Genomic DNA, 25,046 nt, shown 5'->3' on the forward strand with positions numbered 1-25,046 from the left:
CTGCAATCACACTGGGGATTCTCCCGGATGCCGTTCGGACGCGACCTCGCCCCCTCGATGCTGCACCGCTATCCCGGACACAGCGAAGCGATCGCCCGGATCTCCTGGTGTGTGGACCAATGCGCCATCGGAGTCATCACCGGCGAAGTCGGTGCCGGCAAAACCGTGGCCATCCGCGCCGCAGCCACCTCCTTGGATCCGGCGCGACACGTCATCATCTACCTGGCCAACCCCACCATCGGCGTGCGCGGCATGCTCACCCACATCGTGGCTGCCCTCGGACACACCCCGGTCTTTCACACCGCCCGACTGGCACCCCAGGCCGCCGACGCTCTGGCCGCCGAACACGCCGAACGCGGCCGCAGCCCCGTGCTGGTCGTCGATGAAGCCCACCTGCTCGACAACCATCAACTAGAAGCGATCCGGCTGCTGACCAACCACGACATGGACTCCGGATCCCCATTCGCCGTCGTACTCGTCGGCCAACCCACCCTGCGCCACCGGCTACGTCTCGGAGTCCTGGCCGCCCTGGACCAGCGCATCGCAGTGCGCTACACCCTGCCCGGCATGACACCAGACGACACCGCCGACTACATCAACCACCACACCAAAATCGCCGGCCGCTCCGACGTACCTATTCGCCGACGACGCGATCACCTTGATCCACAATGCCTCGCGCGGGCACCCCCGCGCGGTCAACAACCTCGCCCTGCACGCCCTGACCGCCGCGTTCGCCGCCGGTCACTCCATCGTCGGAGAGAAAGCCGCACGCATCGCCATCAGCGAAACAGCAACCGACTGAACCCAAGTCGCTTCACCGCGACGAACACCACGTCACCACGACGACGACCCCGTCACGACGACGACCACGGCCCCGCTCACCACACCGAGCGGGGCCGTTCCCATCGGCCACTCGTCACCAAACTCGATGATGCCCATATCCTCATCCACAGCGACGGGCAACAGACCGTTCACGGCGGCAAACAGTGGCTTCGCGAAGCCGGCGAGTGCTTGCAGAAAAAGACTGAATTCCTCGCCGGCCCTCTGCCGGTCGAGCGCGGACGAATCTCCGTCGAGCAGGGATCGGTCGGCACCCGCTGAGAACGACGGCCAGACGTTGCAGCGCGATGCGCAGTTCTCGGTAGCCGTCGACAGTGAAGGCGTTCAAACGCTCGGGGCGGTCCAACGTCAGCCACGTGACGAAGCCGTCTCGCCGCTCGTCAATCATCTGCTCGCCTGAAAGCCGGGGGTGAACGACGCTGTGCTGGTTCGGTATTCGCTCGACATGCTCATCCGTGGTGTAGCACCAGCGGGAACGTCGACACAGCGCGAACGCCGGGCGTGAAGTCGAGTTCGACACCCGGCTTGATCTCGTAGTCGGGCAGGCGCTGATGCCACAGCCGCAAAGCGGTGCGAAGTTCGACGCGAGCAAGGTGCGAACCCAGGCACCGGTGCACTCCGCCACCAAAGCCCAAGTGGCGGTTTACCCTACGGTCCAATCGTACGACTTCTGGTTCAGGCGTGTTGTTTTCGTCAGTATTCGCCGAACCAAGCATGGCCAGGACTTGTTCGCCGGCGTGAATGGGGCATCCGCCCAACTCGGTATCCTGCGTGGCTTCGCGCGCCACGGCCATTACCGGTGTTTCGTACCTGAGGAGTTCCTAAACGAGGAACGGGATGTTCGATTCGTCGTCAGCGATGGCTCGGCGAGCGTCGGGATGTTGTGCCAGGTAGCTGAAAAAGCAGTCCAGCGAAGCCGATACGGTGTCGAGGCCGGCAATGAGGAACAGGAAGCAGATATCAAGTATGTTCTCGTCGCTGAGGCGGTCACCGTCGATCTCCGCCTCGAGGAACCAGCTCAACAGGTCGTCACGGCGCTGCTGCTTGCGCTCCTGCATGGTGATTGTGAAATAGCCGTAGATTGATTGCGCGGTCGCGGCTTGGTGAGCGTCGGTGTCGGGGTGCCCGAGCGGCTTGCCGGTGATTTCGTGCGGACGGATGATCCCGTCCTTCATCGCCAACAGGCTGGGCGTCTCGTCAAGCGGCAGGCCCAACATCGTCAGAAACACCTGGGTGGGGAACGGCACCGAGAACTGTTTGGCGAAGTCGATCTCGTCTCTGTCGACGAACCCGTCGATCAGCCGGTTGACCAGCGCTGCGATGGACGTCTCGAGCGCCTTCATCTGTTTGGGGGCGAACAACGGGTCCAAGATCTTGCGGAACTTCCCATGCGCCGGCGGGTCCACCTGCAGTGGTATGAGCGGGCGTTCGTTCTTCAGGACGCCCGAGGTCAATGCCGAGGAGAACAGCTGGGGGTTGTGCAAGACCTCATCGACGAGCTCCCAGGTGCTGACGAGCACGCCGATACCGTCGATGCGCATGACCGGTGAAAAGTCGCGCATCATCTTGTAGGTGGGCTGGGGGTGCCTGGTCAATTCGGGGGCTGCCAACAGGTTGAGGCCAGAAGCCGTTGATTCCTGGGTCATGGATCCCCCCGTCATTTAAGTACCGCCGAGCTGGTAGGTCTCGCCGAACTTGCGCCAAAGCGGGGGACTTATCAAATGCTATTTGTATAGTACGTAGCGTTCATTGCGCAAGCGCGCCGAAATGGATGGAGCACGATGACCACCTCAGCTGGCCGTGTACTTCCCACGACACAAGGGCCCAGTGGGTTCTTCTGGACTTCAGGCGCCGATGGCCGATTGCGTTTCCTGCGCTGTGAGGCGTGCTCGTATTTCATTCATCCCCCGACCTCGTACTGTCCACGCTGCGGCGGTCGTGGTGGCGCACCGCAGGCCGTTTCTGGTTGCGGCACGGTCTATTCCTTCACGGTGAACCATCAGCCCTGGGACGGCAACGGCGACGCGTACATCATCGCGGTAGTCGAGATCGACGAGCAGCAAGGACTTCGCTTGGCCACCAACCTCGTTGATGTCGCTCCGGAAGACGTACGGATCGGGATGGCCGTCGAGGTGGTGTTCGAAAACCACGATCCGGTGTATCTTCCGCTGTTCCGGCCAGTGGCATCATGACTGCTGCCGAACGCCGGGCCGTCATTTCCGGCATTGGTCAGTCGCAGGTGGGACGTCGACTCGGCCGCGACGGTCTGGATCTCACTATCGACGCCGCGCTTGCGGCCATCGCCGATGCAGGGCTCACCGTTGCCGACATCGACGGTCTGGCGACATATCCGGGTGCGGTTACCGGTCATCCCGGGTTCTCCGGTCCCGGCTCACCGGAAGTGCAGGACGGGTTGCGATTGTCGCTGGCCTGGCACAGCGGTAGCGCGGAGGGTCCTGGCCAGTTGCAGGCGGTGGTCAACGCGGTGATGGCCGTATCGATGGGGTTGGCGCGACATGTTCTGGTGTACCGAACTGTCACGGAGTCGACGGCACAGGGCGCGGGGCGGCGTCCCGGCATCGGAGTTGGACGCAGCGAAGTCGATGGCTTCCAGCAGTGGTTGCTTCCATTCCGCGCCTACTCAGCGGCGAACTGGTTGGCGCTCTACGCCCAGCGACACTTTCACGAGTACGGAACGACCGAAAAGCACATGGCCCAGATTGCTCTGAATGCACGTCGCAATGCTGCGCTCAACCCGGCAGCAGTCTTTCGCGCGCCGCTGACCCTCGAGGACTATCTCGCGTCGAAGGTGGTGACCACGCCGTTCCGCCTGTACGACTGCGATGTTCCCGTGGACGGCTCGGTTGCGTCCACCAAGGTGGTGTACGAGTCGGGACCTGATCAGCGGTACCGGCGTGTCGTAGCCGAGTGATTGAAGGTCATCGCGTGATTCTTCGAGAGACCGACCAAAGTCACTCGGAGCTTAGGAATCAACGCGATGACCACTGCCCACAATATCGACCTGCCTGCCGTGCTGGCCGAACGACTCACCACCTGCCATCCCGACGTGTTACGCGAGCTGCTCGCCACGTTCATCCACACGTTGATGGGCGCCGAAGCTGACGCCTTGTGCGGCGCTGGATACGGCCAGCGCAGCGCCGAGCGCACCAACTCCCGCAACGGGTATCGACACCGCGACTTCGACACTCGAGCAGGCACATTGGACCTGGCGATCCCCAAACTGCGACACGGCTCCTACTTCCCGGAGTGGCTGCTGGAACGCCGCAAACGCGCCGAGCGGGCCCTGACCACCGTGGTCGCCACCTGCTACCTACTCGGGGTGTCCACCCGGCGGATGGACAAGCTCGTCGAAACGCTCGGCATTACCTCGTTGTCGAAGTCGCAGGTGTCGGTGATGGCCAAGGAACTCGACACCGCCGTGGAAGCCTTCCGCACCAGGCCACTGGACGCCGGCCCCTACACGTTCGTCGCCGCCGACGCCCTGGTGCTCAAAGTCCGCGAGGGCGGGCGGGTGGTCAACGTGCACGCCCTGATCGCCGTCGGGGTCAACGCCGAGGGCTACCGCGAGATCCTCGGCATCGACGTCACCACCGCCGAGGACGGCGCCGGCTGGCTGACCTTTTGGCGCTCGCTGACCGCCCGCGGACTGTCTGGGGTCAAACTGGTTACCAGTGACGCGCACGCCGGGCTTGTCGCCGCGATCGGCGCCACCCTGCCCGGAGCAACGTGGCAGCGCTGCAGAACCCACTACACGACCAATCTGATGTCGGTCACTCCCAAGAGTTCGTGGCCCTGGGTGCGCACCCTGCTGCACTCTGTGTTCGACCAGCCTGATGCCGAATCGGTTGCTGCCCAATATGATCGGATCATCGAGGCGCTCACCGACAAACTACCCAAGGTCGCCGACCACCTCGAAGCAGCACGGCCGGATCTGCTGGCGTTCACCGCGTTCCCCAAGCAGATCTGGCGCCAGATCTGGTCCAACAACCCGCGATCGGTTAACCGGCCCTCCCACGACACGACTGTGGATGCGGCGTGAGGTTCGAGGCCGCGGGTCATGTGTGGCGCATGCTGGCGGGGCCGAGAGGGGTAGGCGATGACTGTTCGGGTGCGCACCAGCAGTGACGGCTATGTGATCGATGGCCCGTGGGAGGGGTGCGCAGCGGCAAACGCATTCCTGGTGCATCTGGCCGGACGCGGGTTCAGTGCGGCGACGGTGCGGGCGTATGCGTTCGATGTGCTCAATCTGGCTCGGTTCCTGCTGGACCGTGATCTCGCGGTGGCGGCGGTGACGCCGGTGGAGGTGTTCGAGTGGATCGACTGGCAGGATGTGCGCCGTGACCACCGGCGCAGCCCGGCGAGAAGGAATGGCGGGAGCGCGGCGGCATCGACGGTCAACCGGCGGGTCTCGGCGGTGCGGGCGTTCTTCGAGTACCTGGTGATGACCGGGACGCGCTCCGAGAACCCGGTGCCCTCACCGCGGCGCGGGCAGGGGCTGAGACCGGTGGCGCGGGGACTGCTCGGGCATCTGGGCCCGGGTCGGCCTCGGGCCGGAGGCCGGCTGGTGCGGCAACCGCGGTTACTGCCCGAGTCTCTCGATGCCAATGCAGTCGAGCGGTTCGTGGCGTCGTTGCGAACCCACCGGGATCGGGCGATGGTGTGGGCGATGCTCTTTGGGGGCCTGCGCAGCGCCGAGGTGCGGTCCTTGCGGTTGGCCGACATCGACTTCGGTCGACGGCGGGTGCGGGTGCTTGGTAAAGGCTCGAAGGAGCGGGTGGTACCGGTCGATGCAGCATTCTTCACCGAACTGTCGGCCTATCTGCGCCTCGAACGCCCACCAGGGTTGACGACCGAGGAGTGTTTCGTGGTGCTGCGCGGACCCTCCGCGGGGGCCCCGGTCACCGAGGCCGGACTGCGGTCACTGTTTCGGCGGCACCGAGACCTGTCTGGTGCGACGAGGGTACGTCCACACCGGCTGCGCCATACCTACGGCACCGAACTCGCCTCTGCTGGAATCGATCTGATGGCGCTGCGGGAGTTGATGGGCCACGTGTCCCCGGAAACCACCGCCGGATATGTGCACCTGTCGGTCGAGCAACTCGCCGCCGAATACGGTGCGGCTCGCGCCAGCCTTGCCGGGACACGACGATGACCACCCAGACGCTCGCATCGATGGACCTGCTGGCTGACCCGGATGCGGTGCTGGACGACTATCTCGAACACGTTGCCAGCCTTGGTCTCAGTAGCAGGTCGGTGCGTGGCCGCACCCGCGGCGCGAGCACCTTCCTGACCGAGCACCCGGATCTGCGGGACTGGATGACCAGACCGGCGGTCGAGCGGTTGGCCGATCTGCGCAACAACGGGGCCTGGCCACTGCTGTGTCATGTCATTGGCCGGGGCGAGTTGCGCCTCGACCTCGAACTCGCGGCCGTCAAGAACCTCACTGGTCTGGGACGAGCCGTCGAGGACCGTGACCCGGGCGGATTCGCCGCCGTGCGCACCGCCGGGCTGGCCTTGGGCTGGACACCACAGTGGATCGAGACGGTCTTGGGTGAATGTCTGGCGGTGCTGCTCGCCTGGCACGGCGGACTCGTCGACGATGTCGACAACGGCACGGTCGACAAGTTCGACACCGCGCTGGCTGCCACACAATCGATTCCGGCATCGTCGAGGCGCGCCTACCGCAACCGGATAGCCGGGTTGCGGCAGATGCTTTTTCAGGCTCGCATCGTCGATACACCACCACGGCGGCGGCGTTGGGCCCGCAGCTACGCCCAACGCTTCGCCGACGTGGCGATGACTGACCTGATCCGGGAGACGCTGCTGCGTTATGTCACCGTCCGGGCATCGGTGCTGCGTCCGAAATCCGTCGAATCGTTGATCAACGATTTGCTGCCGTTCGCGGACTATCTCACCACCACTCATCCCGAGCTCACCTCGTTCGGGGATCTGGATCGCAGTCACATCGAGGGTTTCCTGGTCTGGAATCGCGCCCGCACCTGGCGTGGACAACGCGCCGCCGCCGGCGCCGGACGCACCATCTCCAAGGCCGTGATCCAATCGACGGTACTGAGCGTGCGCAACCTACTCGACGACATCACCGAATGGGGCTGGGAGCAGGCACCGCCGCGTCGTCTGGTCTTCGCCGTCGATATCCCGAAACTCGATCAACCCCTGCCGCAGGCCCTACCACCTGATATCGACGCCGCGGTGATGAACGCGGTTGCCCAGCTGGAGGATACGTTCGCCCGCGTCGGGCTGACAGTGCTTCGCGGGGCAGGGCTGCGGATCGTGTAGCTGCTCGACCTCGAACTCGGCAGCGTCGTCGACTACGGACCCGCCGGCACCTGGTTGAAAGTTCCGTTGGGCAAGCTCGCCACCGAACGCATGGTTCCGCTCTCGGCCAACACCATTGCCGCATTGGACCAGTGGACCAGCAGACGTGGTGTTTGCCGCCCACTGCCGCATCCCCGTACCGGAGCGCCTACCGATTTCCTGTTCGTTGCGCACGGCCGCCGTCTCGGACAGACGCGGTTACGCAATGGCCTGCTCGCCGCCATCGAGTCCTGCGGGCTGCGCGGGACCGGCGGCGCACCGCTGGTGGTAACCCCGCATCAGCTACGCCACACATGGGCCACCGAGCTCGCGAACGCAGGCATGAGCCTGCAGGCCTTGATGGCACTGCTCGGACATGTCACCCCGCAGATGACTTTGCGTTACGCCACCTTGGCCTCACCGACGCTGCGCGATGCCTATGACCAGGCCATGGGAAAGATGCGACGACAGTTCACTCTCACTCCGGTCGGCAAACCCATCGTCCCCGATGCGGTCAGCTGGCTCGGTAGTGAGATGCTCAAAACACGTGTCGCCCACGGCTACTGCGCCCGCCACCACAGTGCCGGCGCCTGCCCCTATGCCAACATCTGCGAAACCTGCGACAACTTCGTCACCGGCCCCGAGTTCCGAGGCGCACTCGAAGCGCAACGCACCGACATCCAGACTCTCGAAGCAGATGCCCGCGCCCGTGGCTGGCTCGACGAAGCCGCCCGTCACCACCGTGTCGCCGAGGCGTTGACCGACCACCTGCACCGCCTCGACCGCTGACCAATCGACCACCGAGAGTTGATCCGACCCCGAGGGCCGGTTAAAGGAACGACTCAACAAGGAAATCCGGCGACGCACCGACGTCGTGGGCATCTTCCCCGACCGCAACGCCCTGATCCGCCTCGTCGGAGCCGTGCTGGCCGAACAACACGACGAATGGGCCGAATCCCGGCGCTACCTCGGCCTGGAAGTCCTCAGCAAATCACGCGCCGTCAACGACACCCCAACAGAACAGGAGGACACCCCGGCTGGCTGTGACAGCCTGATTTGGCCCCGGGTGGGCGGCTGAAAGTGGCCCCACCTGTGTGGTCGCGGGTGTGCTGTTGTGACGGTCTGAGTTAGCCCCACCTTGACGACACTCCGCGTCGGTTAGGACGACGTGAATTGGCCCCACCTGACAGTGATCACAGGCGGTTCCGGATGGCCCGGATCGCTGGTGAAGGGTTGGTGGCTGGAAAGGTGAGGACACGGGTGGAGCAGTTCGCAGCGATCCGCCGGGATCGTCGGGTTGAGGGTTTGTCGATCCGGGCGCTGGCAGATAAGTACCGGGTGCATCGACGCACGGTGCGCCAAGCGTTGGATTCGGCGGTGCCGCCGCCGCGCAAGACCGGGCCGCGAGCGGCGCCGCGGTTGGAGCCGTTCAAGGCGGCCATCGATGAGATGCTGCGTTCGGATCTGGATGCCCCGACAAAGCAACGCCATACCGCGCGACGGGTGTTGGCGCGGCTGGTCGATGAGCATGACGCTGCCGGGTTGTCGTATTCGACGGTGCGCGACCACATCCGCAAACGTCGCCCGCAGATCGCTGCGGAGGCGGGCCGGGCGCTGGAGGCGGGATTTGTGCCGCAGACCTACCGCCCGGGCGCTGAAGCCGAGGTCGACTTCCACGATCTGTGGGTGGTGCTGGCCGGGGTGAAAACCAAGACCGCACTGTTTACGATGCGGTTGTCGTTCTCGGGTCGAGCAGCGCATCGGGCGTTCGCCACCCAGGGCCAGGAAGCGTTCCTGGAGGGCCACGTTCATGGGTTCAACCGCCTGGGCGGGGTGCCGGTTGACAAGATCCGTTACGACAATCTCAATAGTGCGGTCAAGCAGGTGTTGTTCGGACGGTCCCGTCAGGAGAATGAACGCTGGATCGCGTTCCGCTCGCACTACGGCTTTGAAGCGTGGTATTGCCAGCCCGGTCACGACGGCAGCCACGAAAAGGGCGGCGTCGAAGGCGAAGGTGGCCGGTTCCGCCGCAATCACTGCGTGCCGATGCCGGTGGTGGACTCCTCGACGAGCTCAACGCGTTGTTGGCCGCTGCTGACGACGCCGACGATCGTCGTCGGATCGCCGACCGCGCCAACAGTGTTGGCCAGGACTGGGAAACCGAGCGGCAGTTCCTGCAGCCTGTTGCTGATCAGCCGTTTGAGACGGCGTTGACGCTGACTCCGCGGGTGGATCGGTACGCCCAGATCATGGTGCGCTGCAATCAGTATTCGGTGCCGGCCCGGTTCATCGGGCATCGGGTGCGGGTGAAACTGTCGGCGTCGCATGTCACCGTGTATGACCGCACCACGGTGGTGGCACGTCATCCCCGGGCAGTCGGCAAAGGCACCAAGGTGCTGGACTTGGACCACTATCTGGAGATCCTGGCCCGCAAACCCGGCGCGTTGCCGGGGGCCACCGCACTGGCTCAAGCGCGGGCGGCCAAACTGTTCACCGCCGAACACGACGCGTGGTGGACTGCAGCCCGGCGGGTTCATGGGGATGCTGGCGGAACGCGTGTGCTGGTTGAAGTCCTGTTGCTGCACCGTCACCTCGACCGCGCTGATGTGCTGGCCGGTATCAGCGCTGCGCTGTCGGTGGGCTCGGTCAATGCCGATGTGGTGGCGCTGGAAGCCCGCCGGGCCGCCGAACAGCGCGCCGGCCTCGGTTCAGCACCCGGCTGTGACGGCACCCAGGTGCTCCGGCTGGCTGGGCACCGCCTGATCGCCGACGAGCGGCCGTTGCCGTCGGTGGCCCACTATGACACTCTGCTGGGTCAGCAGAGCTCATGACCAACACGACACGTCACACCGTCACCGATCAGGCCGCGGTCGCGGCCATCGAACAAGGTGCCCGGATGTTGCGGCTGCCCACCATCCGTGACCGCTTCGCCGAGATCGCCGCCGCGGCCGAACGTGAACAGCAGTCCTATCTGGGGTTCTTATCGGAGCTGATGATCGCCGAATGCGAGGACCGGGATCGCCGCCGGGCGCAGCGCCGCATTCATGACGCCGGGTTCCCTCGGCCAAAGCGGCTCGACGAGTTCAGCTTTGAGGCCAACCCCGCGATCAACCCCGCAGTCATCGGCACCCTGGCCACCTGCGCCTGGGTCAAAGCCGGGGAACCCTTGTGCTTGATCGGCGACTCCGGGACCGGCAAAACTCACCTGCTGATCGGATTGGGAACCACCGCCGCCGAAGCCGGCTACCGCGTCCGCTACACCCTGGCCAGCAAGCTGGTCAATGAACTCGTCGAGGCCGCCGACGAGGCCCACCTGAGTAAGTTGATCACCCGCTACGGTCGGGTGGATCTGCTGCTCATCGATGAGCTGGGCTATCTGCAATTGGACCGCCGCGGTGCGGAGTTGCTGTTCCAGGTGCTCACCGAGCGCGAGGAACGCGCCTCGGTGGCGATCGCGTCCAACGAGCCGTTCTCCGCGTGGACCAAGACCTTCACCGACCCGCGACTGTGTGCGGCCATCGTCGACCGGTTGACCTTCGCCGGGCAGATCATCGAAACCGGCACCACCTCCTACCGACTCGCCCATGCCCGCACCCGCCGCACCAGCACCGCGCAGTAACTCACACGCCGCTGATGCTGCCTGCAGCCGATACAGTGACCAGGTCATGTTGGTCGCCGATCTGCAGCACTTCCTCGACGTGGGCCCCGAGACCCCGGGCCGGCCCGTGCGCTCGCCGAGCACCTGGGCAGCATCGTTTCCGCAGCATCGGCCGGCGACGCTCACACCCGGTGGGAAACCGCGCTGCCGTGTCGGCGCCGACCCGCCAACCGCCGCTGCCCGGGCCGCATCACGGTCGTCCGCGGCGATGCTGAGCAACCCATCGGCTGGCAATGCAGCCACTGTGGCGACGACGGCACCATCAGCAACTGGGCAGCATCAATCTACGATCTGCGTCGCCAGCAACTGACCGCAGCCCAACCGCTGCGCGACATTCCCATCGACGCTGACACCGCAGCGATCCTGCGCACCCTGCCCTTCCTCGACAGCGACTGTCAGAGAGCGGTTTTCGCGGTGTTCGCCCACGGTGGCGAGCTTCACCTCACGATGACCGGCGACGAACTCGATGATCTGATCGATGCGGTGGCTGCCGAGTCCAATCATGAACCCAACCGCCGCCGTCAACGCCAACTCGACACCGCTTACGACACCTTGACCGCCGCCACCAACTCGCCCCGGTGGTGACCCGATGGCCCTACCCGAACTCGATGTCGCACGCGTGCAACAGTGGTGCGCGGCCAGAGTGCCCGAACATGCGCGTCACCAAGTCCGCGTCGAATGCGACGTCGCTGCCCGGCACCTGACCATCGTCGAACGACGAGCGCCGTGGCGCGCAGACTACGGTCCGGACTGGACCAGTTTCCCGATCGCACGACTGCGCTACACCGCCACCACCAACACCTGGACCCTGTACTGGCGAGACCGACACCTCAAATTTCACCGCTACGACATGATCGACCCCACACCGCACATCCACGATGTGCTCACCGAAATCGACCACAACCCCTCAGGCATCTTCTGGGGCTAAACGCCAACCCCCAACGCACCGCGAAGTGGGGCCGAAACTGGCCGTCACAGTGGGGCCACTACAAGTTGACATTGCCACCCGGCGGCACTGACCGCCTGAACCATCACCACGAAGAATCACCCGACGACGTCGTACACCACCTCCCTGGACTTGACCGACGGCACGACCGCACTGGTGGTGTCGGTGGCCGAACACGCACCGCACGTCGGCCATCCGGTTGCGCAGTTCGAGGCGGTCGGCACCGCACTGCGTGGACGGCCCTCGTGGGAGCAATGGGAGGATCTGGCGACGATGCCTGCTCGGACTTCGGCCGAGCACATGTGGGCGCGCACCGACCTGCGTCCCGCCGATGTCGACGTCGCCGAGTTGTACGACGGATTCAGCTGGCTGAAGATGTCATGGCTGGAGGCGCTGGGTTTCTGCGGACACGGCGAAAGCGGTCCGTTCATCGAGAACGGCACTCGTATCGCGTTGGACGGCGAATTGCCACTGAACACCAACGGCGGGCAGCTGTCCGGCGGCCGATTGCACGGATTCGGCTACATTCACGAAGCGGTTCTGCAGCTGCGGGGAGAGGCTGGTGCGCGGCAGGTTCCGCGAGGACCTGAGGTGGCGGTGGTGTCGAACGGCGGCGGCCCCATCTCGGGGTGCATGCTGCTAACGCGGCTGGCGTGAACGGGGTTTGCGGGTACCACTACTGGTTGTCGTTTCGGAGGCGATTTGTAGCGCCGGCCGAATGAACCGGACGGCCTGCGCGCGTGCCGACTTCTTGCTGCGCGGGTAGGCGTGCGGCGATGTGGCCACGGCGCTCACCAGAGCGAACATGCTCACGGCATCGGCTTCGGGTTTCGGGGAGTACATAAATCCGGCTCGGTGCCCAGCGCGCAGCACGTTGATGACGGGCTCGCACAGGAGCCAGCGCATGTCAGCCATCAACTCGGTGTTTGTTTGGTAAGAATTCAGGATTTCCGGAGTCAGGAAAAGCGCCGTGCGTGCGGCCTTCGTCGGTTCGTAGAACTGATCCAGCAGCCCGTCGAGCCACGCTTCCAGCGCGGCCACGGGCCCAGATGCGTTCGCTATGGCGTGTTGGAGCGCGCGCCGGGCCGATTCGCCATCTCGGCGGATGATGGCGGTCAGTAGCGCGTCCTTGGATGGGAAGTGGCGATAGAAACTGGATGTCGACAGGTGCGCCTCAGCCAAGATGGCGGCGACCGACAGTCGCGTATAGCCTTGGTCGGCCATCAGGCGGACCGCGGCGTCCATCACCATGCTCCGTTCGGTGTCGTCGTCGAAGTGGCGTGGTCGGCCCAGCTTGTCGGGCGCCTGCCCGCTCGGATTGCCCACGCCACCCTCCATGCGACCTTCAATCGATGAACGAACGTTAGCAACAGCGCAACCACGCGGACCTGATCTAGGTTTACTGACAGCGCTCGGCGTCGCTGGTGTAGGCCCATTCGTCGGCGAGTGTGACGGTGCTCGACCTCGCCGAGCGCGTCGCGGAATGCGTGTGATCGGTAGCAGGAACCGTTGTCGGTCACATTTTTTCGGGCCGTGATCCCTTGCCGTGAGTGTGCATCTACGGCGGTGTGGATGAAGGCATATCCCCGCACCGGGTTGCCGTACATGTCGCGCCGTCCCGAACTCTTGACGTCGACGTGCACCGAGCTCAGAGACTTAGCGCGCTCACTTCTTGCGGTTCTCACCCAATACTTCGGCGATCGGGTTCGGTGGCACGTCTCTATCCCTCTCGGTGACACCCGGCTTGGTGGGCACCCGGTGCGCGGCACCCCTCTCGCCATCGGTCATGACGTCGTCGGTCAGCGGCACGGATGCCAGCACTTCGGCGAACCCGGCATACGTCTCGGGCGGGATCGAGCGCAGCGCCCGGATGGTGTCGTCATCGCAGGAACGGCGTTCCGCCGCTGCGAGAAGAGTCACCTTGTCCGCTGGGAAGTCGACATCGTCGAGGCATTCGCGGAGTCGGCGGCACGTGGTGGCTGCGGACATGATGCTCCTCCTTGTGCGCGGTTGTCTCGGTGCCGAATGCCCGGCACGACGGGCCGCAAACCGCCGCGAACAAGCGAATACTCCACCGCGGGCCGGGCGGCCGATCATGACCTATCCGGACGAGATGCCCGTCGAGGCTCAGCTACTTGGCGCGTCGGACTTCCCCGCGCGGCGGTCAGGCCGCTTGGTTGTCGGGTGGTGCGGGGCCGCCGGGTTCGCCGGGGTCATCGGCCGGTGTCGGCGGACCCGGCTCGGCGTCGACCGTCGCATTGTTGGCGGGTTGGGTTGGCGCACTGGTGTTCTGGCTCTGCGGTGGCGGATCCTCGGGGAGTCGCAGCAGCCGTTCGGGTCGGTGGTAGTAGTTGAGCCGGGCCTGACCGGTGTCCAGCTGCGGGGGTGGGATCCATTCCACCTCGCAGCGGGCGTTCATCCGGGTCGACCACCCACCGCCGTCGGGGTCGACGCTGCGGTTATCCGGCCCGCACGCCAGGCCGAGTTCATCGACGTTGGTGTTCCCGCCATCGACCCAGTCGGCGACCACGTGATGGACCTGAGACCCGTAGGCGCCCACGGTGCAGCCAGGTTTGGTACACCCGCCGTCACGGGCGATCAGCATGATCCGCTGTGCCGGGGAGGCGATGCGCTTGGCGCGGAACAAATCCATTGCTGAGCCGGTGGCCCGGTCGAACACCGCCAGATAGTGGTTGGCGTGCCCGGCCATGCGGATCACTTCGGCGATGGGCACCACCGTGCCCCCGCCGGTGACACCGACCCCGGCCCGGGACTGCAAATCCTGCACCGTGGTACGGATGATCACCGACACCGGCAGCCCGTTGAGCTGCCCGAGCTGGCCGCTCATCAGGGCGATCCGCCCGGCCGCGACCAGCGCATCATGCTGGCGCTGGGCCAGGCTGCGCTGATCGTTGTCGATCTGGGCCTGCGACGGCGTCCCCGACGTGCACGGCTCGGGATCGTCGGGATTACACATCCCCGGTGCGGCCAACCGGGCGAAAATCGGCTCCCACACCGCCCACGCCTCCGGAGTGAGCGTGGCGCGCAGATCCACCATGGCGTCCCCACGCTGGGGCGACCTCGACACCGCGCGTTTGCGGGCGCGTTCGCTGTCATCGGGTTCGGGGCCGTCCTGATCGAGCAGAAACAACGTCCGCTCCGCGCAGTCCTTGAGTTCCTTGGGGCCGTTCCCCACCGCAGTACGCACCAGATCGATCTCGATGCGCTCCCGGGTGGCGGTGTCGACCCAGCCCGGCACCTTGTTGAGCGATCGGCGGATCACGTCGACGTGTTCGGCGTTGATCAGCCCGTGCGCTTGGGCGATCGCCGTGGCGGGCAGCACCGGCGGCAGGGCCGGGCCGGTCAACGACGGCCGCGGCGCCAACACGGCGGCCTCGGTCAGCCGGCGGTGGGCCTCACCAGCCGAGATCCGCCACCGGACGGTCAACACTTCTTTCCACGATTTCGCACCCATCTGCTGCGGTGTCGCCTCAGTCTGCAACCGCGCCAGCAACCGATGACCCACCGCCGGCAATTGGCACGACAATGTCTCCAGTTCATCCAGGGCCGCAACAAGATCAGGCCGGGTCAGCAGGTCGACCTCACAGGCCGCCACCGCATCAACGGCAGCCCGCAACCCGCTCACCGCGGCCCGCAAGTCGTCGCCCGACATAGTTCGAACATACATTCGACCACCGACAAGACATGCCTCTGGTGCAGCCACTCACGCAGGGGAGGCACGGCGCTCTTCGGGGTGTCGACCATAATTCTCGGGTGAGTGCTCAGACTTCCAAGCTCCGCCGGTTCGGCCGCGTCGAATCCCGCGACCTGACCCAGGCGGCGGTCTTCGCAGGCCTGCTGGCCGCCCTCGGGCTCCCGGGCACCCTGACCATCGGACCCACCGGTGTGCCGATCACGCTGCAGACCTTCGGCGTAATGCTCGCCGGGTCGATCCTCGGCGCCCGAAAGGGCGCGTTGGCGATCGCTCTGTTCACGATCCTGGCCGTCGCCGGGTTGCCGATCCTGGCCGGTGGCCGCACCGGGCTGGTGTCGCTGTCCTCACCGACGGCCGGCTTCTTCGTCGGCTGGATGCCCGCGGTCATCGTGATCGGGCTGCTGACCGCCCCTGATGATGCCCCGCTACCGCGTGCTGTGGGGCATCGCCATCAACATCGTCGGCGGGATGGTCGTCATCTACCTCTTCGGCACAGCCGGGTTGATGTTGCGCACTGACTTGTCCTGGTGGGCCGCGTTGTCCACGAACGGCATCTACCTCCCCGGCGACATCGCCAAAGCGGTGGTGTGCGGTTTTGTCGCCGCCCAGGTGCATCGCGCTCGTCCGGGCCTCATCACGCCTCGGCGCACGGTGCGAAGCCATGGCTGAGGATCCGGCAGGCGCGATCGTCGTTGACGGGGTCTCCCACTCCTTCGGCGACCGACCCGTGCTGCGCGACATCTCGCTGACCCTCGCCGAGCACCGAGTCGCCATCGTCGGCGCCAACGGCAGCGGGAAATCCACACTGGCACGGCTGTTCAACGGGTTGGTGCTGCCCGATGCAGGGTCGGTGCGCGTGCACGGTCTGGACACCCGGCGTTCGGCCAAACAGGTCCGCCGGCAGGTCGGTTTCGTGTTCACCGATCCGGACCGCCAGATCCTGATGCCCACCGTCGCTGAGGATGTCGAACTCTCGCTGTCCCGCCAGTCGCTGGACCGGCAGACCCGCGCTGCGAAGGTGGCGCAGGTGCTGGAACGGTTCGGGTTGGCCGGGCACGCCGACCAACCCGCGCACCTGCTGTCCGGCGGCCAGAAGCAGTTGCTGGCGCTGGCGACGGTGCTGGTCACCGAGCCGACCGTGGTGGTGGCCGACGAGCCGACGACGCTGCTCGACCTGCGCAATACCCGGATGTTGCGAAAAGCCTTCGCCGCGTTGGACACCCAGGTGGTGATCGTCACCCATGATCTGGATCTGGCCGACGACGCCGACCGCGTCATCGTGCTCGAGGACGGCCGGGTGATCGCCGACGATGTACCGCCGGTCGCGCTGGCCACCTACCGGCGGCTGATGGCGTGACGGTCTTGGGGGATTACCGGCCCGGAACGTCGTGGCTGCATCGCCTGCCGGCCGGGGCGAAGCTGCTCGCGCTCGGTGGACTGATCGTCGCGATGACGGTGTGGGTGGATTCGCCGGTGCGGCTCGGCGTCGTGGCCGGAATCGTTCTGGCAGGCGTGCTTTCGGCGCGGCTGAACGTGTGGGCGCTGATTCTGCAGCTGCGGCAGGTGCTGTGGGTCGTCGGGTTCATCTTCGTATTGCAGGTCGTGCTCACCGACTGGCGTCGCGCGCTGGTGGTGTGTGGGGTGCTGCTGCTCGCGGTGTGCCTCGCGGCGATGGTGACGTCGACGACGCGGACAACCGACATGCTGGACGCGGCCACCCGGGCGATGAATCCCATGGCGCGGTTCGGGTTTCCGGTCCGGCAGGTCGCCATCGCGTTGGCTTTGACCATCCGGTCGATCCCGCTGTTGGTCGAGATCATCGGCCAAGTGGACGAGGCGCGACGGGCCCGCGGGCTGCGGGTCACCCCGCGGATCGTGTTCGTGCCCGTGATCGTCGGTGCGCTTCGTGCCGCCGACGACTTCAACGAAGCGCTCATCGCCCGCGGCATCGACTGACACAACGGCTCGTTCACTCAGAGCTGCGGTCGTGCTGCTGTGCGGCGACTCCGAGGTCGGAAAGCAGGCGCTGGATCCGTTGTTCGATCTGATCGCGGATGGGCCGGACTGCGTCGACGCCCTGACCGGCCGGGTCGGGAAGGTCCCAGTTCTCGTAACGCTTGCCCGGGAACACGGGGCAGGCGTCTCCGCAACCCATGGTGATGACGACGTCGGCGGCTTGCACGATCTCATCGGTCCAGGGCTTCGGGTATTCACCGGTGATGTCGATCCCGACCTCGGCCATGGCAGCGATGGCGGCCGGATTGATCTCGGTGCCGGGTTCTGATCCTCCCGACCAGGCGATGGCCAAGTCGCCGGCCAGGTGGGTGAAATAGCCCAGCGCCATCTGGGAGCGGCCGGCGTTGTGGGTGCAGAGAAACAGCACAGTGGGTCTGCCGTCGCTGACTCGGCCTTCCACGCGCGCCAAAGCGTGAAGTCGTTGGCGGGCGAACCGTTCTGCCAGTAGCGGAAGAAAGTTGGGAATGGTGGCACGGCCGGCGAACTGGTCGTAGGACGAGTGCAGAAAGCGCTCGATGGTTTCGGTGCCGAAGGACCCGTTGAACTCACCATCCAGCCGGGTCGCGGCCGTTCTCAGGGCCAACCGCTGATCGACCGAGAGATCACGGCGGCGGCCATCGGTGACGGGACTGTCAGTCATGGGAGGACTCCGTTGAACCGGCGACGTAACGCCAGGGAGACGTAAACCAGAGCGACCAGGACAGGTACTTCGATCAACGGTCCGACGACACCGGCCAGGGCTTGGCCGGAGGTGGCGCCGTAGGTGGCGATCGCGACGGCGATGGCGAGTTCGAAGTTGTTTCCGGCGGCGGTGAACGCCAGGGTGGTCGTCCGCTCGTACCCGAGGTCCAGCAGCGTGCCGAGCAGGTAGCCGCCACCCCACATGAGGGCGAAATACGCCAACAGGGGGAGCGCGATGCGGGCAACGTCCCACGGCTGGTGGGTGATCTGATCTCCTTGCAGCGCAAACAGAATTACGATCGTGAACAGCAGCCCGTAGAGTGCCCACGGCCCGATCCGCGGCAGGAACTTCGCTTCATACCAATCGCGGCCTCTTACGCGTTCGCCCACACGGCGGGACAGGTAGCCGGCCAGCAGCGGGATGCCGAGGAAGATCAGCACGGACTTGGCGATCTGCCACGGTGACGTGTCGATTGTCGTCTGGGGAAGTCCCAGCCACCCGGGCAGCACGGACAGGTAGAACCAGCCCAGCACCGCGAACATGACGACCTGGAAGAACGAGTTCAAAGCCACCAGGACAGCGGCGGCTTCACGGTCGCCACAGGCCAGGTCGTTCCAGATGATGACCATGGCAATGCAGCGGGCCAGCCCGACGATGATCAGCCCGGTGCGGTACTCGGGCAGGTCGGGCAACAGCAGCCACGCGAGAGCGAACATCAACGCCGGACCGAGCACCCAGTTCAGCACCAGCGAGGACACCAGGAGTTTTCGGTCTCCGGTGACCGTGTCGAGCCTGTCGTAGCGGACCTTGGCCAACACCGGGTACATCATGATCAGGAGACCGAGCGCGATCGGAAGCGAAATCCCGTCGATCTGAACGCGTTCCAGTGCGGTGTTCAGGCCGGGAATCCACCGGCCCAGCAGCAGCCCGGCGACCATCGCCGCACCGATCCAGAGCGGGAGAAAACGGTCGAGGGTGGAGAGCTTGCCGACCACCGCCGGCGTCGCGGCAGTGGTGGTGCTCATGCCGGTGTCCCCGCCGCCGTCGACGCGGTCACCGCGCCGAGAAGCACCGACAGGCTGGCCAACGCTTCGGGTACCACCGCGTAATACACCCACGACGCCCGGCGTTCCGACGTGAGGAGCCCGGCGTCCCGCAACACTCGCAGGTGATGCGACACGGTGGGCTGGGAGACCTCCAACCCCGCGGAGACATCGCAGACGCACGCTTCTGCTCCGGCGTGGCTGGCGACCGCCGAAAACAATTGAAGCCGCACGGGATCGGCCAGGGCTTTCAGTTTCGTCGCCATGTCCGCTGCCGCTGCCGCCGAGATCGGCTCGCGCAGAAGCGCCCCAGGCGGACAGCAGGCTAGAGCGGCCGACGGCTCGTGCGGATTCGACATGTTCCGATATTGATGGATATCGAATCCAGAGTCAAACGAAGGTTGCGACCCTGACGATCATTCCGGTTGGGGCGGAAGCGGAAAGCGCAACGACGCGGCTGTCAGATGCTGCTTGAGAACGGTGTCGGCCAAGACGTGTTCGATCGACCCGCTCTCGTTCATCACCACTTGGGCCAGTTCGTCCACGATGTCTGGGGTACGGCGGACCGGGCGTCCACATAGCGGGCACGTTTCGCCGGAAAGGGCCATCCATTGATCGTGGTCGCATATCACGCCCGGTGTCACCGTTTGATCCTGGACCAGGAGCTCGTCTACCGCTGCGACCGTCCCGGCCCACAGGCATCCGGGAAGACCGAGAACCGCCAATCCGCCCGCAGCCGCCTTCTCGACCGTCTCGGCGACCATCCGCTCCTCCTCGTCGCGCTCAAAGCGCTGCAGGACCGCTGCGGCCTGCCGCTTCACATCACCGAAAACGGTGCGCGCATCGTCGTCCACCGTGAACGTGCCCGCGAGGGTAGGCCGCAGCTCGTGGGTGAGGTAGTCAAGGAAGCGTGGCAACTCGGCGTGGTGGCCGCCGACGATCAACAGCTCGAATGCACCGTCGCGGTGCAGCTTGTCGAGCATGGTGACCACGTCGAGATAGTGACGCTTGGTCAGCTCCTCGGCCTTGTCTTGATTGCGGCCGGGGTCGGTGTCAACCCGTCGTGTGCCGATCTCAGACATATCGTCCCCGAAAAGCTCCCAGATACGAGCGGCCTTTCGGTCGACGACCGCGACGCAACAGCGGTGATACTCGTCGAGCACTGCCAACATCGGCCGGACCCAGGGGGTTTCATCGACCACAATCCGGTCATGCACGCTGCGGGGAAGCTGAACTTCCTCGAAGAAGTCGCGACCGCTGCACGAGAACATCGCAACCGAACCGGGCGACCAACGGTCGTGCTTCTCGACCGCCTCGGTGAACCGCTCCATATCGGCACGGACGGACAGCATCGCGTCGTGGCCGAGTTGGCGGTCTTGGGCCATCGGCTGGATTTCGTGCAGCAGACTGTCTAGCTTGCTGCGAACGACTGTCACGCGGTCTTCGGGCTCGTACGGCACGGCGGCATACAGCGAGATGACCGGCATGCCGTTCCCCCGAAAGCCGACGATCCGGTTGACTGTCTCCGCCGTGATCACAGCATCATCGCGTACGCAGCGGGTGTCGTCATATCAGGCTCCTCCTAAAACGGTGATGGCAGCGGAAACACCCACCAACCATGCCTAACGACCCTGCCGGGTACTTCAGCCCCCGGGCACCAGGTAATGGGGGTTGAGTTGATCCTGCGAGACGAACAGCCGTTTCACCCCCGGCGCCTGATCTACTATCTGCATATGAATGCAGATAACGGACTGTGCCGCCGCCGTCTCCCGGAGGACGAGGTGGCATTGGTGGTCGAGTCGTTCCGCATGCTGGCCGACGCCACCCGCGTGCAGATCGTGTGGGCACTCTCCAGCGGGGAGATGTCGGTCAACGATCTGGCGGCCCACATCGGCAAGCCCGCGCCGTCGGTCTCGCAGCATCTGGCGAAGCTGCGCATGGCTCGCTTGGTGCGGACGCGCCGGGAAGGCACCTCGATCTTCTATGCGGTCGACAACGACCACATCAAGCAACTGGTCCGCGACGCGGTCTTCAACGCCGAGCACGCCGGTCCCGGCGTTCCGGGTCACCACCGCAACACCGAGCAGCTGGCCGAGTTGCACCGCGTGGGTGGACCGTCGGGGGAGAAGGAACGCCGGGCATGACACACCCTCACCCTCATGGGGATGGAACCGCGGGCAGGCTCCGGGCGGCAGTCACGGAGGTGTTCGCGCCGCACAGCCACGACCCCGCCGACAGCATCGACGGCGCGCTGCAATCCAGCGCCGCCGGCATCCGCGCGGTGAAGATCAGCCTCCTGGCGCTCGGCGCCACCGCGGTCGCCCAACTTGCCATCGTGATGATCTCCGGGTCGGTCGCCCTGTTCGCCGACACGGTGCACAACTTCTCCGACGCGCTCACGTCCATACCGCTGTGGATCGCCTTCGCTGTCGGCACCCGCGCCGCGACCCGGCGCTACACCTACGGCTACGGTCGCGCGGAGGACCTCGCGGGGTTGTTCGTCGTCGCCATGATCGCGCTGTCCGCCATCGTCGCCGGCGTCGAATCGGTCCGCCGCTTCATCAACCCGGTGCAGATCGACCATGTGGGCTGGGTGGCCGCCGCCGGACTGCTCGGCTTCGTCGGCAACGAATTGGTCGCTCTTTACCGTATCCGCGTCGGCCGCCGAATCGGGTCGGTCGCTCTGGTCGCCGATGGGCTGCACGCACGCACCGACGGCTTCACGTCGTTGGCTGTGCTGCTCGGCGCAGGCGGTGTCGCTCTGGGCATTCCGCTCGCCGATCCCATCATCGGGATCGTGATCACGGTCGCCATTCTGGCGGTGCTGCGCACGGTGGTGCTCGACGTCTTCCGCCGTCTGATGGACGGTGTGGATCCCGCTCTGGTCGACGCGGCGGAAGCCGCGCTGCGCGCCGAACCCGGCGTCATCGGAGTGCGCAGCGTGAAGATGCGCTGGATCGGGCATCAGCTCCATGCCGATGCCGAGCTCGACGTCGCCCCCGGCACCACCCTCGACGGAGCCCACCGCATCGCCCACGAGGCCGAGCACACCCTGACCCATGCGGTGCCGAAGCTGTCGACGGCGCTCATCCACGCCTATCCCGCCGACAGCCACCACTGAAGCACGGCACGATGGAGTGATGGACAGCGCCCAGCCTCTTTCCGCCGGCACTGCGGGTCCGGGCTACCGCGCCGTCGTGGTCGACGACGAGGCTGCGCTGGCCGAAGTCGTCGCGACCTATCTGGAGCGGGAGCGCTTCGAGGTGACGGTGTGTCACACCGGGGTGCAGGCACTGGCCATGGCGCGCGACGTCGATCCCGACGTGGTGGTGCTCGACATCGGACTACCCGGCATCGACGGTGTCGAGGTGTGCCGCCAGTTGCGCACTTTCTCCGATGCGTATGTGGTCATGCTGACCGCACGCGACACCGAGATCGACACCATCGTCGGCCTGTCCGTCGGGGCCGACGACTATGTGACCAAGCCGTTCAGCCCACGCGAACTGGTCGCCCGGATCCGCGCCATGCTGCGCCGTCCGCGCTCGGTGGGCGCACCCGTTGCACCCGTGCAGCAGCAGTTACCGCCGCCGCGAGTGTTCGGTCCGTTGTCGATCGACGTCTCCGGTCGGCAAGTCGACCTCGACTGTGAACCGGTCACGTTGACGCGCACGGAGTTTGACATTCTGGCGGCACTGTCGTCGCGACCGGGTGTGGTGTGGAGCCGCCGTCAGCTCATCGACGCGGTGTGGGGCGAAAACTGGGTGGGCAACGACCATCTCGTCGACGTCCACGTCGGCCATGTGCGCCGCAAACTCGGTGACGAGCCGTCAGCACCGAGATTCGTGGTCACGGTGCGCGGCGTGGGTTACCGGATGGGGACTGGGCGATGACGACGTCACGACGGTGGGGGATGCAGCGTCGGCTGCTGCTGGCTCAGGCGTTGGTGCTGCTCACCAGCGGAGCCACCACCTGGCTGGTGGCATTGCTGGTCGGCCCGGCGCTGTTCCGGGAGCACCTGCACCAGGCCGGCGTCCCGCGCGATTCCAGCGAGCAGTATCACGCCGAGCAGGCCTACCAGCACGCCACCGCGATCTCCATCGCAGTGGCGATCGCCGTCGCGGCGCTGACCGCCTTCGTGGTGACCGCGTACCTGAGCCGGCGCGTACAGCGCTCGGTGGCCGAGGTGTCGGCCGCTGCGAGCGCGGTCGCGGAGGGAAGCTACGACATCCGCGTGTCCTCGCCTCAGCTCGGCGGGGAGTTCGACGAGCTCGCGTCCGCGTTCAACCAGATGGCAGAACGTCTGCAGGCGGTGGAATCGACGCGTCGCCAACTGTTCGGCGATCTCGCCCATGAGATCCGCACGCCGGTGTCGGTGCTCGAGGCCTATCTGGAAGCTGTCGAGGACGGTGTGAAAACACTTGATTTGCAGACTATTACGACATTGCGCGACCAGACGGCGCGGTTGGTGCGGTTCTCGGCCGACGCCGCCGCGCTGGCGCAAGCCGAGGAGGCCCAGGCGACGATTGCACCGGAGTGGCTCGACGCCGGCGAATTGCTCGGGGCCGTACGTGATGCCGCCGCCGACCGGTACACCGCCAAGGGTGTGGAGATCACCGCGCGCGAAGACGGCCCGATCTTCCTCTGGGCGGACCGTCAGCGCCTGACCCAGGTGTTGGGAAACTTGGTCGACAACGCATTACGCCACACGCCCTCTGGTGGGCACGTCACCCTTGCCGCCGTGCAACAGGGTCTCGACACGGTGTTCACCGTCACCGATGACGGCGAGGGTGTCGCGGCCGAGCACCTCCCACATCTTTTCGAGCGCTTCTATCGGGCCGACCCGGCCCGGCATCGCGGCCGCGGCGGCGCGGGAATCGGTCTGGCGATCGCTAGAGCGCTGACCGAGGCCCATGGTGGCCGAATCAGTGCGGGGAGCCAGGGGCCCGGCACCGGCACCACTCTCACGGTCACGATTCCGAGTCGGCCGCCGGCGGCCAGCCGCGGCACCCGCCCGCGGGAGGTTGATGACCGGGCCGCCAGCCCCGGATTGTGATCGGCATCGAAACCTACCGGGGTTTAGGGGTCGATCTGCTCGCCGCGGCCTGTTATCGCGATCGCCACCGTGTGAAGTCTAGAACGAATCTAGGAGGTCGTTCATGGTGTCGATCTCCTTTTGCTGGCTGGTCTTGATCGACTCGGCCAGTGCTACCGTGTCGGGAAACTGACCGTTCTGGATCTCGTTCTCCGCCATCGCGATCGCGCCTTGATGGTGCGTGATCATCCCGGTGAGGAACAGCTTGGCGGCCTCCGCGCCCTGGGCATTCTGCAGTGCCTGCATCTGCGCCGGTGACATCATCCCGTCCATGCCTGCCATTCCCGGCATCGTGGAATGGCCGGGCATTCCGTCCATGCCCGCCATGCCCCACTGATCGAGCCACGACTGCATCGTCTCGATCTCCGGGCCCTGCGCGTCTTTGATCTGCCGCGCCAGATGGGCCACCCGAGGGTCGATGTCCTGCTTGCCCAGGATCATGTCGCTCATCTCGATGGCCTGCTGGTGATGCGGGATCATGTGCCGGGCGAACATCATGTCGGCATGGTTGTGGGCGGCGACCGGCGCCGCACCGGCGGTCTGCGACGTGGTCGGGGAGGCAGGCGCCTCCTGGGCCTGATTGTCCGCAGAATTGCCACACGATGCGACGACCGTCATCGCGGCCAGCGCGCCCATGGCGACGACCAGGCTCTTCTTCCTGTCCACAGCACATTCCTCTCCTCGTTCACGTTCAGTCAGCTCACAAGCCTTCCCGCTT

Annotated in this window: 21 protein-coding genes and 10 pseudogenes; 18 read left to right on the forward strand and 13 right to left on the reverse strand. The window is 65.7% G+C overall.

The genetic code is table 11. The features are described 5' to 3' along the window. Positions 1-27: 27 nt before the first annotated feature. Positions 28-802, forward strand: a pseudogene (locus tag KXD97_RS22380) (ExeA family protein). Positions 803-834: 32 nt separating this feature from the next. Here KXD97_RS22380 and KXD97_RS22385 read toward each other — a convergent pair. The 3 genes and pseudogenes from KXD97_RS22385 to KXD97_RS33180 form a co-directional block, all read right to left on the reverse strand. Continuing rightward, entirely contained in the window at positions 835-975 is a 141-nt protein-coding gene (locus tag KXD97_RS22385; RefSeq protein ID WP_260752508.1) for a hypothetical protein, read from the reverse strand. A 314-nt stretch (positions 976-1,289) separates the two neighbouring features. Further along, positions 1,290-1,649 (reverse strand): annotated as a pseudogene (locus tag KXD97_RS33380) (cytochrome P450); the annotation flags it as partial. 12 nt (positions 1,650-1,661) lie between these two features. Next, the gene (locus KXD97_RS33180; protein ID WP_396884545.1) at positions 1,662-2,486 is read right to left on the reverse strand and encodes a cytochrome P450; all 825 of its coding nucleotides are present in this window, start codon (positions 2,484-2,486) and stop codon (positions 1,662-1,664) included. 135 nt (positions 2,487-2,621) lie between these two features. Here KXD97_RS33180 and KXD97_RS22395 point away from each other — a divergent pair, with 135 nt between their 5' ends. From KXD97_RS22395 to istB, 8 genes and pseudogenes are all read left to right on the forward strand, one after another. Next, the gene (locus tag KXD97_RS22395; protein ID WP_260752512.1) at positions 2,622-3,032 is read left to right on the forward strand and encodes a Zn-ribbon domain-containing OB-fold protein; all 411 of its coding nucleotides are present in this window, start codon (positions 2,622-2,624) and stop codon (positions 3,030-3,032) included. Next, positions 3,029-3,772, forward strand: coding sequence for a hypothetical protein (locus tag KXD97_RS22400; RefSeq protein ID WP_260752513.1), 744 nt, complete (start codon positions 3,029-3,031; stop codon positions 3,770-3,772). The genes KXD97_RS22395 and KXD97_RS22400 overlap by 4 nt, the downstream gene beginning before the upstream one ends. A gap of 66 nt (positions 3,773-3,838) precedes the next feature. Further along, positions 3,839-4,855: pseudogene (locus KXD97_RS22405) on the forward strand (IS256 family transposase); the annotation flags it as partial. A 102-nt stretch (positions 4,856-4,957) separates the two neighbouring features. Beyond that, positions 4,958-6,013, forward strand: coding sequence for a tyrosine-type recombinase/integrase (locus KXD97_RS22410; protein ID WP_260751332.1), 1,056 nt, complete (start codon positions 4,958-4,960; stop codon positions 6,011-6,013). A gap of 20 nt (positions 6,014-6,033) precedes the next feature. Next, positions 6,034-7,965, forward strand: a pseudogene (locus tag KXD97_RS33185) (tyrosine-type recombinase/integrase). Between the two features lie 46 nt (positions 7,966-8,011). Further along, a pseudogene (locus tag KXD97_RS22425) lies at positions 8,012-8,254 on the forward strand (transposase); the annotation flags it as partial. A gap of 170 nt (positions 8,255-8,424) precedes the next feature. Beyond that, positions 8,425-10,007: pseudogene (istA, locus tag KXD97_RS22430) on the forward strand (IS21 family transposase). Further along, the gene (gene istB / locus KXD97_RS22435) at positions 10,004-10,795 is read left to right on the forward strand and encodes an IS21-like element helper ATPase IstB (RefSeq protein ID WP_073683276.1); all 792 of its coding nucleotides are present in this window, start codon (positions 10,004-10,006) and stop codon (positions 10,793-10,795) included. Before istA ends, istB begins: the two are co-directional and overlap by 4 nt. A gap of 318 nt (positions 10,796-11,113) precedes the next feature. On the opposite strand, the gene KXD97_RS22440 is transcribed toward istB, so the two are convergent. Next, positions 11,114-11,365, reverse strand: a complete 252-nt coding sequence (locus KXD97_RS22440) for a hypothetical protein (protein WP_260752518.1) — start codon at positions 11,363-11,365, stop codon at positions 11,114-11,116. 58 nt (positions 11,366-11,423) lie between these two features. On the opposite strand from KXD97_RS22440, the gene KXD97_RS22445 reads away from it, so the two are divergent. Further along, complete coding sequence (locus KXD97_RS22445; RefSeq protein ID WP_073683274.1) at positions 11,424-11,762, forward strand: DUF3024 domain-containing protein; 339 nt, start codon at positions 11,424-11,426, stop codon at positions 11,760-11,762. 156 nt (positions 11,763-11,918) lie between these two features. Further along, a pseudogene (locus KXD97_RS22450) lies at positions 11,919-12,437 on the forward strand (thiolase C-terminal domain-containing protein); the annotation flags it as partial. Here KXD97_RS22450 and KXD97_RS22455 read toward each other — a convergent pair. The 4 genes and pseudogenes from KXD97_RS22455 to KXD97_RS22470 form a co-directional block, all read right to left on the reverse strand. Continuing rightward, on the reverse strand, positions 12,420-13,106 hold the full coding sequence (locus tag KXD97_RS22455; protein WP_260752523.1) for a TetR/AcrR family transcriptional regulator: 687 nt from the start codon (positions 13,104-13,106) through the stop codon (positions 12,420-12,422). The pseudogene KXD97_RS22450 and the gene KXD97_RS22455 overlap by 18 nt on opposite strands. A gap of 76 nt (positions 13,107-13,182) precedes the next feature. Continuing rightward, positions 13,183-13,405, reverse strand: a pseudogene (locus KXD97_RS22460) (IS481 family transposase); the annotation flags it as partial. A 40-nt stretch (positions 13,406-13,445) separates the two neighbouring features. Beyond that, on the reverse strand, positions 13,446-13,769 hold the full coding sequence (locus KXD97_RS22465; protein WP_260752524.1) for a DUF2795 domain-containing protein: 324 nt from the start codon (positions 13,767-13,769) through the stop codon (positions 13,446-13,448). A 175-nt stretch (positions 13,770-13,944) separates the two neighbouring features. Then, on the reverse strand, positions 13,945-15,468 hold the full coding sequence (locus KXD97_RS22470; RefSeq protein WP_260752525.1) for an HNH endonuclease signature motif containing protein: 1,524 nt from the start codon (positions 15,466-15,468) through the stop codon (positions 13,945-13,947). Between the two features lie 86 nt (positions 15,469-15,554). On the opposite strand from KXD97_RS22470, the pseudogene KXD97_RS22475 reads away from it, so the two are divergent. The 3 genes and pseudogenes from KXD97_RS22475 to KXD97_RS22485 all read left to right on the forward strand — a co-directional run bounded on the left by KXD97_RS22475 (position 15,555) and on the right by KXD97_RS22485 (position 17,451). Further along, positions 15,555-16,164, forward strand: a pseudogene (locus tag KXD97_RS22475) (biotin transporter BioY). Further along, positions 16,157-16,852 (forward strand): energy-coupling factor ABC transporter ATP-binding protein, encoded by a 696-nt coding sequence (locus KXD97_RS22480; RefSeq protein WP_260752526.1) that lies wholly within the window; start codon positions 16,157-16,159, stop codon positions 16,850-16,852. Before KXD97_RS22475 ends, KXD97_RS22480 begins: the two are co-directional and overlap by 8 nt. Then, positions 16,849-17,451 (forward strand): energy-coupling factor transporter transmembrane protein EcfT, encoded by a 603-nt coding sequence (locus KXD97_RS22485; protein ID WP_260752527.1) that lies wholly within the window; start codon positions 16,849-16,851, stop codon positions 17,449-17,451. The genes KXD97_RS22480 and KXD97_RS22485 overlap by 4 nt, the downstream gene beginning before the upstream one ends. Positions 17,452-17,464: 13 nt before the next feature. Here the strand turns inward: KXD97_RS22485 and KXD97_RS22490 are convergent, their stop codons facing one another. The 4 genes and pseudogenes from KXD97_RS22490 to KXD97_RS22505 all read right to left on the reverse strand — a co-directional run bounded on the left by KXD97_RS22490 (position 17,465) and on the right by KXD97_RS22505 (position 20,774). Next, positions 17,465-18,151, reverse strand: a complete 687-nt coding sequence (locus KXD97_RS22490; protein ID WP_260752528.1) for an arsenate reductase ArsC — start codon at positions 18,149-18,151, stop codon at positions 17,465-17,467. Continuing rightward, positions 18,146-19,218, reverse strand: a pseudogene (arsB, locus tag KXD97_RS22495) (ACR3 family arsenite efflux transporter); the annotation flags it as partial. The pseudogene arsB and the gene KXD97_RS22490, both read right to left, overlap by 6 nt. Continuing rightward, positions 19,215-19,595, reverse strand: coding sequence for a metalloregulator ArsR/SmtB family transcription factor (locus tag KXD97_RS22500; protein ID WP_260752532.1), 381 nt, complete (start codon positions 19,593-19,595; stop codon positions 19,215-19,217). The pseudogene arsB and the gene KXD97_RS22500, both read right to left, overlap by 4 nt. Before the next feature lie 57 nt (positions 19,596-19,652). Beyond that, positions 19,653-20,774 (reverse strand): hypothetical protein, encoded by a 1,122-nt coding sequence (locus tag KXD97_RS22505; protein WP_260752533.1) that lies wholly within the window; start codon positions 20,772-20,774, stop codon positions 19,653-19,655. A 195-nt stretch (positions 20,775-20,969) separates the two neighbouring features. Between KXD97_RS22505 and KXD97_RS22510 the strand changes: the two genes are divergently transcribed. From KXD97_RS22510 to KXD97_RS22525, 4 genes are read left to right on the forward strand one after another with little or no spacing between them, the layout of a single operon-like run. Next, positions 20,970-21,380: a metalloregulator ArsR/SmtB family transcription factor gene (locus KXD97_RS22510; RefSeq protein ID WP_260752534.1), complete on the forward strand. Its 411-nt coding sequence runs from the start codon at positions 20,970-20,972 to the stop codon at positions 21,378-21,380. Then, positions 21,377-22,357: a cation diffusion facilitator family transporter gene (locus KXD97_RS22515; protein WP_260752535.1), complete on the forward strand. Its 981-nt coding sequence runs from the start codon at positions 21,377-21,379 to the stop codon at positions 22,355-22,357. The genes KXD97_RS22510 and KXD97_RS22515 overlap by 4 nt, the downstream gene beginning before the upstream one ends. A gap of 19 nt (positions 22,358-22,376) precedes the next feature. After that, the gene (locus tag KXD97_RS22520; RefSeq protein ID WP_260752536.1) at positions 22,377-23,126 is read left to right on the forward strand and encodes a response regulator transcription factor; all 750 of its coding nucleotides are present in this window, start codon (positions 22,377-22,379) and stop codon (positions 23,124-23,126) included. Further along, the gene (locus KXD97_RS22525) at positions 23,123-24,289 is read left to right on the forward strand and encodes a HAMP domain-containing sensor histidine kinase (RefSeq protein ID WP_260752537.1); all 1,167 of its coding nucleotides are present in this window, start codon (positions 23,123-23,125) and stop codon (positions 24,287-24,289) included. The genes KXD97_RS22520 and KXD97_RS22525 overlap by 4 nt, the downstream gene beginning before the upstream one ends. 78 nt (positions 24,290-24,367) lie before the next feature. Here the strand turns inward: KXD97_RS22525 and KXD97_RS22530 are convergent, their stop codons facing one another. Beyond that, the gene (locus tag KXD97_RS22530; RefSeq protein ID WP_260752538.1) at positions 24,368-24,964 is read right to left on the reverse strand and encodes a DUF305 domain-containing protein; all 597 of its coding nucleotides are present in this window, start codon (positions 24,962-24,964) and stop codon (positions 24,368-24,370) included. Positions 24,965-25,046 lie beyond the last annotated feature (82 nt).

The organism is Mycobacterium sp. SMC-8 (assembly GCF_025263565.1).
Classification (GTDB): domain Bacteria; phylum Actinomycetota; class Actinomycetes; order Mycobacteriales; family Mycobacteriaceae; genus Mycobacterium.